Here is an 11541-nt window from a genome sequence, read left to right as displayed (position 1 = left end):
GCTCACCGACCGCTACGACTACCCCCGAGGCACCATCGCTCTGCCGCCCGCGGGTGTTGGCATGCTCAGTCTCAACCCGACCCTCATCGACCAAGGGAAGCTCTCCGACTGGGACGTCGCCCTGAGCATCGCCACTCCCACAGTGTGCCCGGCATACTACGAAGAAGAGCCTCCCCTCAAACTTCTCGACACACAGCGCGACGTTGCGACATGGGTTGTCGATCGCCTCGCCGGAACGGGCGGCTCGGCACCCAACGAGATCGAGGCCGCACAGGCCGCATACGCAGCGCTGCAGGACTGCGACGCGAGCACCATTCCGACCTGGGGCTATGGCCAATGAAGCCAGCGCTCAAGGCGCACCGATGGGACACCTGCCTCGCCCTGGCACTCGTGATCGGCGCAGTCGGGCACCTGAACCAGGCCGCATTCGTGCCACTCCCGTTCCTCCAAGACATGGTTCCCGTCCGTCTCCTCATCGCCATCGTCGCAGTCGTCAGCGCCATCACCCCGCTCTACCCGGCATTCACGAGCCTCGCGCCCTCACTCGTCCGCGAGGCGCGAAACCAACGGCTGCGACCAGTGGGCACCGTCGCGCTCGCCATGGTCGGCTACGCCCCCTGCGCAGCTGGGGTCAAGGCAGCCGCACCAGACACGCTCTTCTTCCTAGCCCTGCTGGCTGCCGCGCTCGTGTCAGTCGCTCTGGCGGGATACCTCGCGTGGGCAATCGTCCTCGCTCTCGGTTTCACCGCACTGATGGTGGACTCCGCCCCGGGGGCCCCCCTAACGCGCCTGCTTGAGAGCTGTACCGGGCTGGGGCTGGCAGGTGCCACGATGGGCGCGACGATGGTTGTCGCGCACTTCGGGACACGGCAATGGCGAAATCTTGCCTAGCGTTGCAAGACATCCTGGTAGTAAGGCGTGTCCTGGAGGAACGTCACTGCGACGAGCAGACCCGCCAAGAGGATGCCTGAAGGAACCACGATGCCGCTCAGCATCCGCCAGCCGCGGTGAGGGATGCGCTGTAGCCCTTGCTCTGCAAGACCGTAGAGCAGGAGCGCGGCTAGCGCGCATGCACTTGCGGCGACGTACTTCGTAGTGTGTCTGGCCCCGCCATCGGGCACTAAGCCTTGGGCCACCAGCGCCCCCACGACGATCGACAGGAGCGCGAGCACGCTGTATAGCCGAGCCTTCAACCACCGCCGGGTTGTGTTCCCGAGGCCTTCAAGTGCGTCTAGTTCGCTGTCGAGCATGCGCTCGACCTTCTCTCGACGTGACAGGTCGTTGGTATCGAGCTCATTGCGGATCTCGAGAAGCTCCTTAACTGCTCGGCGTCGCCGTACCGTCCCGAAGGCGTATCCAGTGGTGATGACGACGACGGTGGCGCCGATGCAGGCGATGAGCAGCTCAGTCACGGTATGTCCCTGGGTTGGCATGACAGCGGCTGACCGCTCGTGTCGTAATCGTAGAAGCCGCCACTGACGTTGCTCGCTCCCGAGGTCGACTGCTGCGGCCTGAGGTGGCCCATGAGACGCCTCGAAACCCATGGGTTGCGAGAACCAATCGGAGGGCCCGAGGTCTCTTACTCTGGCCCGTCGCGTGATCTAGGCCTTCGCCTCGTGCGCAGAGAGAGTCGCGCTCACTCCAGCCGCTCGTCGTTCACGACGAAGTCCTTGCCGAGCGCCAGCAATCAGGCGCATGTGCGTACGAGGAAGTCGACGATCGCGCTGATTGAGTACATGCGGTGGCCGTGCATCTTCCTCGTCGATGAGGCCAGGGTGCGCGCCCCGCCATGAGCCAGCTTCCACAGCCCTCGAACGTAATGGCCACTGTCCAGCCGTCCAGGGTGACTGGCACGTCCGACGACACCTCACCGAAGCCGCGTACGAACCACCGTTGCCCGAGGGGACCGGCAACCTCGACACGGTCACCATCGCCGGCGACCAGCCGCACTGGTGCTGGGACCGCGGGAGAGGGACCTGCCCACCGGGTGAAAGCTAACTATAGGAGGTCGTTACATGCTTCTTCCTCCCGCCGGGCCGGTAGCTTCTGCCCATGGGTAGGCGATATGACCAGAGCGAGCTGAACACCTACGGCGCCGAAGACGACGACGCCATGGACGCGAACTACCGCGCCATGGACGCCGGGGAGCAACGCGAGAGCGCCCAGAGACCGACACGGGACCCTTGTGACCTACCCACTCAATGTCGAGGCCGCGGAGCACACCGGTGAACCAGGAACAGCAGGACTCGATCCAACTCGAGCGCCTCGAGAAGGCCGTGGCGATGGTCCAGACCTGGGCACCACGTGCTCAGGGACTCGAGGTGCCAGAGCCCGGAAGCCCCCTGGCGGCGGATGACCTCATCTACCCACCCCACCCGGCCTCAACGATGACGTGGTTCGCGCTGACTTCAGCGCTGGACCACCTCGACCTCGGAGCGCAGATGCTCCAAGCGGACAACGTCACGGTCCTACGTCCCCACGCGTTCTACTCCCTGACACGCTCAGCCCTGCTCGCCGCCTCGCAGTGCGCGTGGGTGCTCTGCGGGACCAACGACGAACGCGCCGTGAGGTCACTGCTCGTTGCTGAGGACGAAGCCAAGCACCACCGCACGTTCCTCAAGTCCTACCTCGATGAACCCTTCTTCGTCGCCGACTCAGGAGCCGCAATCGCTGGCCAGATGCACGCCCATGCTGAGCACCTGACCGCCCGGATCAGCCAGCTCCGCGCCCACTGCCGAGCGCGAGGAATCAACACCCGGTTCGAGTCGACGACCATGATCAAGGACGTCGCCAGACACATCGCACCCGACGACCCCACACTCCGGCAGGCGATCCTTGACCAGTGGATCCGCGGGAGCGCTGCCGCTCACGCACGCATGTGGAGGATTCGCTTCACCGGTGGCGAAGATACACCTCTCCAGGGAGGCGGGTTGCACCGCAAGGTCACCTCGAGCGTGGAGGACATCACGACCGCCTACGTCACGCCCGTCCTGGTGCTCAGGGAAGCGATCTCTCTGTGGGATGTGCTGCGCACTCGTCCGTGAGCACGCACCGCCCCTTTTGGAACAACACAAGCTCTCATTGGATCGGCGGTCGGGCGATCGGTCCCGGGTGTCACACCAGTTGGCGGCCAGGAACATAGCTTTTCGGTATGGATGATCATTGCCGAGGCAACCACCCCGCAAGCAGATGGTGAGAAACTCGACGTGGGGTACGTTAAGACGTTCCAGCCAACTACTGAGGTCTCCGTGGACAGCGGGCCACCTCGACTCCTTTCGGGAGGTGACCCACCGTCCTACTCGAAGGAGTCGAGACGTCCATCGGTTGGGTACTCCGGGCACGCCTCCAAGAGTGCCTCGACATCACTGGAAGCAACCGCATTCGCCTCAAATAGTGTCCTGAAGGGAGACCACTGAGAAGCGTCCAAGAACGTGTCTGTGAACGTCTCCCGAGTAGGGGTGTTGAGGACCTCGTACCCCTTTTTCTCGAGACAGGCGGTCAAGTCGCCAGCATAGTAGTCGTATAGCCCCTGTATATACTCCACCGGCGGTGGACCCGACGGCCCAGGGACTCGTGGGTACTGTGCTTCGCACACATATGAAGCCAGTTTGTATGCACCCTCTTGTTCGGCATCGAGGCTGACCTCGAAACCGTTCCCGCTGACCTCGACTGAAAACCCTTCCTCCGCCAGGCAGTCCGCCAGCACTTCGACGATCTCGTGCTTTGGAACCCACCGGACGACAGGAGTCTCCGGCGGCGAGACAATCCCGTTCGACAGCGCCAAGGCCTCGAGGTCCTTAAGGCGCTGAGCTTCGTCCTCCGCGGTGATTGCCCGCCCTTCCGTGCTGGGCGGCGGTGGGGACTCTGCTCCACAACTCGTGAGGAAAATCGACCCGATCGAAATCACAAGTGCAAGAAAGAATTTGTGCATGTGTGGAGGCTCGCCGCTCAGACGCACTCGACGTTTGCGAAGTCGACGCTGACGAAACTACCACCGCGGTAGCCGGTCGAGGTGACATATCTGAAGCCATAGCCCCAATTAGAGTGGCCGTACGTATAGGCAGGATATGCGCTCGTGTTGACGGTGTATTTCTCTTTCAGGTTATCAACTTGACGCTGCTGGTTGTAGATGCTGTTTCCGAGGAACGTGATGTAGTTCATCGCATAGAACCCGTAGTTACAGTTGATCCCGTTTGGGATGGGCACTGCGGATGCCGAGCCGCTGCCTGCGAGGCCAATTGTGACCACGAGCGTTGCGGAGCAGGCAAGAGTCATCAGTCTTTTGAGCATCGTTTCTCCCGTTCTCCATTGAACACGATGTCGCGAACTTCATCGGAAGTGCACCTGTGCAGTTCGCTACGATGTGACGTGCTTGCCATCATCGCGTATGTACTATCACAAACCGTCCACATTTAGTCAAGGTGTGAGACTCGCGCTCCGCGGCTGGAGGTCGCAGAGAGCTTCAACCTCGTCACGTGGTCCGGCCGATCCGCACGAATACGACATGCCACGTAATCGTGCCCTCGGCGTTCCGCAGAGAATATGTGGGTACCGCCTGTAGCCGGCGAGCCGGATGCCGTGACGCCATCTGCGAGCCCAGATGCCACGCCCCACATATCTCGTACTGGCGCATCGCGACCGGAGCCGAGCGACCGCGTGCCGCCTGACTGAGTGTGATGCGGCGCAGAGCGAAGGCTGCGGCGCGCGGGGCCGGGTAGGCGATCTTGGGGCGGGGGAGCATTAAGGCTCGCAGGAGGGCGGGGTGCGCACCGGGCTATAGCCCGCCCCGCACCAGGGCCTGCCTCATATGCGCGGCGCCAGGATGGGCCTGTGGCCCGTGGACCGCCGACGATAGCGAGCTCGTCGTTTCTGCGCCAGACCCTGGCGTCCAGAACGTGTTCGGCTGGGTTGGGGATGCCCCTCGCGCACCTGTGGACGGCCTGAGCCCAATCGCTTCGCGACTCCACCCGACCACAGGGGCACGATGGGACCCACTCGGCACCCCGTATCCCAGGGCGCACGCACCGACGCCGGCACCCACATACTGCGCCGGGCGCCACCACCGGGCCGCCACCACCCGCCACGGGGTGACGGCGGGGGTGGAAGATGGAAGTGTCTCGTACCGGGTTTAATGGAGGCTCGGAACGGACGCTTCGACGTTGGCCGCGCTGTCTGACTGCTCTGGGGCCGAGCGTGAGGTTGCGACAGCATCTTGCAGGGTTGCGAGACGTCTCATCGATGCCGTCGACGAGGATTTGGAAGCGGCGAGGCGCCAGCGACTCGCGTGTTTCGTAGCTAAGTCTCGCGCGCGCGGTACCTCAGTGTCATGAAGCTGGGTGTGGGACACCATGACGGCCAGCGGGAAGGGACGAGTCTCGAGGCGTCACACGCTCGTGATTACGACGCTCAATCTTATCGGGCGCTCGACCGCGAACACGTAGGGCATCAAGCCGCGCAGCTCGCGCCGCCACTGATCAGAGTCCCGTTAGTATTGATGCCCCACTGGCCCCCGCTCGCGAACTTTGTAGAGAAGTAGCCTGGAGCGGTCCGAGTTGAGGACCCGCCACCGAGCAACTGGTGCGAGACGATAAACGGGGTCCCCCCGGCCGTGTTGCTGGTCACATAGAGGGACCTGTTGGCATTGCACTCAAGGTAGCCGGTCTTCTCGGACAGGGCGGTGGCTGAGGTTGCCGCAGAGAATCCAAATGCGCACGCTGTCGCGAAGGCGAGGATGCCGCGGATTCCCGCTCGAGATTTTGACATGGACATAGGTGCTCTCCTCAAGTCGATCGAACACGTCAATAACCAGAACTGGTTGAATCCAAAATCATATGCCGTCGATATCTTTACCAGTTCATGTCGCACCATAAGTGCGGCTGGTGCCGATAGTGGCACATGTCGTCACAGTTGGCAACCAACTGACCGAACTCAACTCCTGTAAACAACGCCTCCCCCGATTGTCGACGGGCCTACCCGTATGAGCACGGCCTCGATCGCCTGGCCGCCTTCGCGCAACGGCTAGTCAATGCGCCCTTAAGCGCGACCACGAAATCAGGATTCGTGAAGCATGCCGCTGACGCGCCACCCCCTCGCAGCCGCAGCGTAGGCACCAGCCATCGGGCTCGGCGACTGTGCAGGCCCGTACGGCCCGACCAGGGTCGAGGCGTTGCCCGATGACCCGCAAGCCGAGGTCATCCAACCGGGCGAACATGGTCAAGTCAGGGGGGAGGTGGCGTCGAGCATGTCGAGGTCTTCCTGATGGGTAAGTGTGAGAACTTCCATCCATCGGAAGGCTTTGCCCCCTACCCCCCGCATAAACGCGCGCACCAGTCTCAACGCCGCACTGCACCCTGGCGAAGAGCGCCTAACCTCCGCGTCCGTGTGCCGCCTGCCACTCGTTTATGGTCATTGAATCCCACAGCACCGTCGAGGGTGCAATCTGCGGACAGACCGTTTCTAGTCGGTACCACTCGGCGTTGTACGCGTCGGCCGGTAGGTCAAGCTTGATCTGAGCGAAGGGGTAGAAGGGATCGGTGGCCCATTGGTCGGTGAAGACCTCCTTCGTCGGGATGTCCGCGGTCGGGTGCCCCTGCTCTTGCAGACAGGGCACGACATACTCAACTGTCCACTCGTACTGCAGGTCCAGCTGCGCCGACCCCCACTCCTGGGTGTACTTGGACATGACGGGGTACTGCATCCGGCACGTGTACTGCGCCAGGTCTGCCGCCTGCTTCTGCTCCTCCGGGTAGTAGACCTGGCCGGGCGCATCGACCTGGAACCCGGCCGCCCGAAGACAGTCGTCCTGGGTCTCTCCCATCTCTTCCGGGCGTACCCACCTAACAACATCGACGTCCGGGGCGTCGACAATTTGGTAGAAGTCGACCCACATTCGCCTCATATCGGCCAAGGCGGTCGCATCGTCATGTGGACTTTGCTCGACCTCCAGGTCGTTTCCCGTGCCGGAACAACTCGCCAGCATAGGAATGACGGCTAGGCCTAGGACGATGCGCCGGATTCTCTGTGAGCAGCCGAACCGTCGGCTGGTCACAGGGGCGTCGGGGGGTGGCATTAGGCCCCGCAGCTCGCACCGCCACTCGCCAACGTCCCGCTGGTGTAGACGTCCCACTGACCCCCGTATAGGAACTTCTCAGAGTGGTAACCCCCCGTGTTCCAAGTCTTCGATCCGACACCGATCACCCGGTGCGTGATGACAAACGGGTGCCCCCCGGTGCCTGCCGTAGTCGTCGTGCTGGTCACGTAGAGAGACTTTCCAGCATTGCACTCAAGGTAGCCGGCCTTCTCCTGCAAGGCGGTGGCGGAGCTCGCCGCAGAGAAGGCCAATACGCACGCGGTCGCGAAGGCGAGGATGCCGCGGGCCCCAGCTCGAGATTTTGACATGGACACAGATGCTCTCCTCAAGTCGATTGAACACGTCAATAACCAGAACTGGTTGAATCGAAAATCATGTTCCCTCGAGGTGCTTACCAGTTCATGTCGCACCATAAGCGTGGCAGGTGCCGATAGTCGCACATGTCGTCACAGTTGGCAACGATCGGACCTGAACCCGACTCGACAATCGAACCCCACTCCCGGCCGCCAAGGCCTAATTCACAGGAGTTTGGCCGGGGTGCCGGGACAGCAGCATCCGCCGACCATCCCACCAAGGACGGGGAACGCGCCGGGAGGGGGTACCGGCTCTACTGGAGGCTCGGAAGTCACACTTCGGCGGGAGTCGAGGCGGGGTCGCGACGGTAGTGGTTGTCTCGTGCTGGGCTGGTGGGATCAGGCCAATCTCACCGTGCAGGCTGTCGATGCACTCGGTGGTGGCTGTTTGCAGAGGTGGGTGCGAGTTGTCCCACGTGACGGCGCAACTGGCGACGATCCGACTGTTCAATGGGGGTAGGGCGGTCGGCGTCGTCATCTCGCGACTGGCTCCGGCGAAGCAAGCCTTCGTGAACTTGATGCCCTCTGCCGAATCGCTTCGGACATGCTTGACCTGAGCGCGAACCTCTGGGACGGTGCGTTGTGCCCGCCATGGGCTGGACTGCCCGCCTTGGGAAGATTGAGGATTGACGCATTCACATCGCAGGAGTAGATCAGTGACATCAGCACCCATGAAGGAATCGGTCGTCCCGACGTCGTCGTCACCGAGGGGAGCGCGCGAGCCGCGACCAGCGCGGCGCGAGCGGCATGCGGTGCGTGTGCTCGTGATGACCGTTGTCGTGGCGATCGCCGGCGGGCTCGGCTGGTGGGGGGCGCGTGCCACGATGCCGTCCGCGTCAACCGCTCTTCCGCTTGAGAGCGTTGTGCTTACTGCCATGTCGCAGCAGGGATCCGTGGGGCGTGCGTTAACGCTCAACGTGACGGCGGAGCGTCCCGTCGCCCAGCTGGCCACCAATGCTCTGCCCGGCGTCGTCACAGCTGTCCACACCGGCGGTGAGGTAGCGACGGGTGGGGTGCTGTATGAGGTGGCCGGGACGCCGGTGCGTGCGCTGCGCGGCGACGTGCCGTTCTATCGAGATCTGGCCCGCGGTACCAAAGGGCAAGACGTTCGCCAGCTGGATGAGGCGTTGATTGAGCTGGGGTACTCAACGGGCGCACCCTCGGAGGACTTCGGCCCGCGAATCGAAGCTGCGGTGAAGTCCTGGCAGAAGGCGATGGGACGCGAGCGGACGGGCGTCGTCGCCCAAGGCGAGGTCATCGCGTTCACCAACCTACCTTCGAGCGTGCGTCTCGACGATGCGATCGCGCCTGGACTGGTGCTCAGCGGTGGTGAGGCGTCCGTCTTCGCCCCGGTCGGGACTCTCGACTTTGTGCTCAGTGTGTCCGCGGACCAGGGAGCGATGATCGCCATCGGCACCGCGGTCGACGTGGCATTTGACGGGTTCACGTGGCCGGCTGTCGTGGCGGGTTCACGCGCCAGCGATGACGGGTCGGTGCGGTTCATCCTCACCGCCCCGGGCGGCGGCGCGGTCTGCGGGTCCGACTGCGGCGCTCTGCCCGGGGAGGAGAAGATGTCGTTGCTGGCCACCGTGCACGTGGTGCCACCCGTTGAGGGCGTGACGGTGCCGGTGGCGGCCATCCGGTCGAGCGTGCAGGGTGCCGCATACGTCGAGACGTCCTCCGGCGACCATGTCGATGTCACGGTCCTGGGGTCCTCGGGCGGCGTGGCGGTGGTCGACGGGCTGCCGGCGGGGGTCGAGGTGAGGATCGGCTCGACACCGACCGGGGACCGCTCCCCCGCACCTGACGACACCACCGGCGGCGACACGACCGAGGGTGACGATGCTTGAGGTCCGTGAGCTCGCCTTCTCCTATCGCAAAGGCAGCGCCGAGCTCTTCGACGGTCTGACCCACTCCTTCGCCCCCGGCGCGACGACAGCGGTGACCGGCCGGTCCGGCCGAGGCAAGTCGACCCTGCTCTACGTGCTCGGGCTCATGCTCCGCCCCACCCGCGGCGACGTGCTGATCGACGGCCGCGGGGTGGGCCGCCGCGACGACCAGTCACGATCACGCGTGCGGTCCAACGACATCGGCTTCGTCTTCCAGGACGCAGCCCTGGACCCGACGCGGACGATCCTGGACGCCGTCGTCGAGCCCGCGCTGTACGCAGGCGCCCGGCGACGTGACGTCCTGCCCGTCGCCCGGGAGCTCCTGGACCGGTTCGGCGTCGGCGGACGCGCTGGGCACCTGCCCGGACAGATCTCCGGCGGGCAGGCGCAACGTGTGGCCATCGCGCGCGCCCTCGTCACCTCCCCGACCGTCGTCCTGGCCGACGAGCCGACCGGGAACCTCGACCGCGACAACGCCGAGACGGTGCTGCGCGCCCTGCGCGACTGCGCCACTGAAGGCAGGACCGTCGTCATCGCCACCCACGATCCCTTCGTCCTCGACCACGTCGACCACGTGCTCGCCCTATGAGGGCGCGCGAGCTGGCCCGCGAGGCACTCGCCTCCGCCTGGGCGCAGAAGCTCCCGACTTTCGTCGTCGTCCTGCTGTCCGCTGCGATGTGCCTGACGACGCTCATGACCGTCGGGCGCACCGCCGCCGCGAACGACGCTGTGCAAGCGGCCCTGACCGGCGCTGGGTCCCGGACGCTGACGATCGTGGACATCAGCCCCGACGGCGTCATCCCTGCCGAGGTTGTCGATCTCACCGCCGGGCTGTCCGGCGTTGAGCACGTCATGGCCCGGACCATGGCAGCTGACGCCGTCAACGCGGCGATCGGCGCCGGCGGCACCAAGATCCCGACCTGGGCCGTGCACGGGAACCTCGACGACGTCGTCATCCTCACCTCCGGGCGATGGCCGGGACCGGACGAAGCAGTGGTCGCGGACGCAGCGCGAGAGGTCGTCGGGCTGGACGGCCCCGTCGGGGCCCTCGACCTGGCGACGTCGTCGCGCCAGCTCGCTGTGGTCGGCACCTACCAGGCCCTGGCCGCCTACCCTGATCTGGCCAGCGGTGCGCTCACCCCAGCCGGCACCAGCGACCAGCTGCGCAGACTGGACGTCGTGGCCACCTCCTCGGCCCTCGCGCGGGGGACCCAGAGCGCTGTGCTCGCAATGATTAGCGCGCCTGACCCGACCAAACTCACGGTCACGTCGCCCGTCACGTTGGCTGAGCTGCAGGAACAGATCGCCGGCGACCTCACGGCCTTCGGCGCGAGCCTGCTCGTCCTCGTGCTCTCCGCCGGGGCTGGCCTCACCGCCCTCGTCGTCCTCGCCGATGTCCTGGTCCGCCGCAAAGACCTCGGGCGCCGCCGCGCCCTCGGCGCGTCGCGGACCGCAATCATCGCCCTGGTCACCACGCGCACAGCCCTACCCGCCGCGCTCGGTGCACTCCTGGGGACCGGGATCGGCTACGTGACAGCGCTACGCGCAGGAGTCGCGCCACCGGTCACCTTCGCCGCCGGCACCGCGCTTCTAGCACTGCTCGCCGCGACAGTCGCCGCCGTCGGACCAGCTCTCCTGGCGGCGTACCGTGACCCTGTGACCGTGCTGCGCACTCCATAGTTCGGCGCCGAGGCGGTCCCTGTGCGCGGCTCGCGACGCCGCGACAACTGGGCGGGGCTTCGTCAAGACACGTGAGCGTGCTCGTCTAGAGCCGAAGCGCCTCACTAGGTGATATCCGCGCTGCGCGGACGGCGGCAAGGGCTCCGCCCAGAACGCCGAGTCCGACCCCGCCGTTTAGGCCGATGACCGTCGATTCGGAGACCACGAGCCTGACGACATGCCGGTCCACGCATCGACGGCGCGGCGCAGCCCGAACTCGACCGGTGGGGGCGCTGGCCGCGGAGATCTCCCTCCAGGGCGCAGCCGGCGTCGACGTTCACCCCGCGCTCACGCGCATGGCGTGCCTGCGGTCGTTGATCGGCGCTGACGACAAGGCCCCGGCACTCCTGTGGCTCATGGAACACGCCGCCAACGCACCGCCCAGGGACCAGGCCAAGGATGGAGTCGCCCAGCGCCCTCTTCGGCGCAGATCCCACGCTCGACGACATGCTCGCCCAATCCACCGCGCTCATCCAGGCCTGCGTCGATT

The 11541-nt window shown here is 65.1% G+C and carries 10 protein-coding genes and 1 pseudogene; 6 read left to right on the top strand and 5 right to left on the bottom strand.

Features of this window, described 5'->3' with window-relative positions; all coding sequences use genetic code 11:
* On the top strand, positions 1 to 340 hold a 340-nt coding region (locus SS2_RS16800; protein WP_217995630.1), incomplete at its 5' end, for a hypothetical protein.
* Between the two features lie 113 nt (positions 341 to 453).
* Positions 454 to 891 carry a hypothetical protein gene (locus tag SS2_RS16795; protein WP_157607418.1) on the top strand — a complete coding sequence of 146 codons (438 nt, stop codon included), beginning with the start codon at positions 454 to 456 and terminating at the stop codon, positions 889 to 891.
* Here the strand turns inward: SS2_RS16795 and SS2_RS16790 are convergent.
* Complete coding sequence (locus SS2_RS16790) at positions 888 to 1412, bottom strand: hypothetical protein (protein WP_066465916.1); 525 nt, start codon at positions 1410 to 1412, stop codon at positions 888 to 890. The two genes, SS2_RS16795 and SS2_RS16790, sit on opposite strands and share 4 nt — an antisense overlap.
* Positions 1413 to 2225: 813 nt before the next feature.
* Here SS2_RS16790 and SS2_RS16785 point away from each other — a divergent pair.
* The gene (locus SS2_RS16785; RefSeq protein ID WP_066466245.1) at positions 2226 to 3044 is read left to right on the top strand and encodes a hypothetical protein; all 819 of its coding nucleotides are present in this window, start codon (positions 2226 to 2228) and stop codon (positions 3042 to 3044) included.
* Positions 3045 to 3295: 251 nt separating this feature from the next.
* Here the strand turns inward: SS2_RS16785 and SS2_RS17530 are convergent, their stop codons facing one another.
* The 4 genes and pseudogenes from SS2_RS17530 to SS2_RS16775 form a co-directional block, all read right to left on the bottom strand.
* Positions 3296 to 3931, bottom strand: a complete 636-nt coding sequence (locus tag SS2_RS17530; protein WP_157607417.1) for a hypothetical protein — start codon at positions 3929 to 3931, stop codon at positions 3296 to 3298.
* 17 nt (positions 3932 to 3948) lie between these two features.
* On the bottom strand, positions 3949 to 4290 hold the full coding sequence (locus SS2_RS17525; protein WP_157607416.1) for a hypothetical protein: 342 nt from the start codon (positions 4288 to 4290) through the stop codon (positions 3949 to 3951).
* Between the two features lie 1765 nt (positions 4291 to 6055).
* Positions 6056 to 6211 (bottom strand): annotated as a pseudogene (locus SS2_RS18325) (ISL3 family transposase); the annotation flags it as partial.
* Between the two features lie 153 nt (positions 6212 to 6364).
* Positions 6365 to 6889, bottom strand: coding sequence for a hypothetical protein (locus SS2_RS16775; RefSeq protein WP_066466240.1), 525 nt, complete (start codon positions 6887 to 6889; stop codon positions 6365 to 6367).
* 1429 nt (positions 6890 to 8318) lie between these two features.
* On the opposite strand from SS2_RS16775, the gene SS2_RS16765 reads away from it, so the two are divergent.
* The 3 genes from SS2_RS16765 to SS2_RS16755 are packed head-to-tail and all read left to right on the top strand — an operon-like array spanning position 8319 to position 11012.
* The gene (locus SS2_RS16765; protein ID WP_169796338.1) at positions 8319 to 9293 is read left to right on the top strand and encodes a peptidoglycan-binding domain-containing protein; all 975 of its coding nucleotides are present in this window, start codon (positions 8319 to 8321) and stop codon (positions 9291 to 9293) included.
* Complete coding sequence (locus SS2_RS16760) at positions 9286 to 9921, top strand: ABC transporter ATP-binding protein (protein ID WP_066466250.1); 636 nt, start codon at positions 9286 to 9288, stop codon at positions 9919 to 9921. Before SS2_RS16765 ends, SS2_RS16760 begins: the two co-directional genes overlap by 8 nt.
* Positions 9918 to 11012 carry an FtsX-like permease family protein gene (locus SS2_RS16755; protein ID WP_066466234.1) on the top strand — a complete coding sequence of 365 codons (1095 nt, stop codon included), beginning with the start codon at positions 9918 to 9920 and terminating at the stop codon, positions 11010 to 11012. Before SS2_RS16760 ends, SS2_RS16755 begins: the two co-directional genes overlap by 4 nt.
* The last annotated feature ends 529 nt before the right edge of the window (positions 11013 to 11541 follow it).

The organism is Sanguibacter suarezii NBRC 16159 (genome assembly GCF_001552735.1).
Lineage (GTDB): Bacteria > Actinomycetota > Actinomycetes > Actinomycetales > Cellulomonadaceae > Sanguibacter > Sanguibacter suarezii.
This window is presented reverse-complemented; position numbering and strand designations above follow the sequence as displayed.

Excerpts from the sequence above, each read along its gene's own strand:
- SS2_RS16795 (WP_157607418.1), top strand. The coding sequence starts at position 454 with ATGGTTCCCGTCCGTCTCCTCATCGCCATCGTCGCAGTCGTCAGCGCC.
- SS2_RS17530 (WP_157607417.1), bottom strand. The coding sequence starts at position 3,931 with ATGCACAAATTCTTTCTTGCACTTGTGATTTCGATCGGGTCGATTTTC.
- SS2_RS17525 (WP_157607416.1), bottom strand. The coding sequence starts at position 4,290 with ATGCTCAAAAGACTGATGACTCTTGCCTGCTCCGCAACGCTCGTGGTC.
- SS2_RS16775 (WP_066466240.1), bottom strand. The coding sequence starts at position 6,889 with ATGTGGGTCGACTTCTACCAAATTGTCGACGCCCCGGACGTCGATGTT.
- SS2_RS16765 (WP_169796338.1), top strand. The coding sequence starts at position 8,319 with ATGTCGCAGCAGGGATCCGTGGGGCGTGCGTTAACGCTCAACGTGACG.
- SS2_RS16760 (WP_066466250.1), top strand. The coding sequence starts at position 9,286 with ATGCTTGAGGTCCGTGAGCTCGCCTTCTCCTATCGCAAAGGCAGCGCC.
- SS2_RS16755 (WP_066466234.1), top strand. The coding sequence starts at position 9,918 with ATGAGGGCGCGCGAGCTGGCCCGCGAGGCACTCGCCTCCGCCTGGGCG.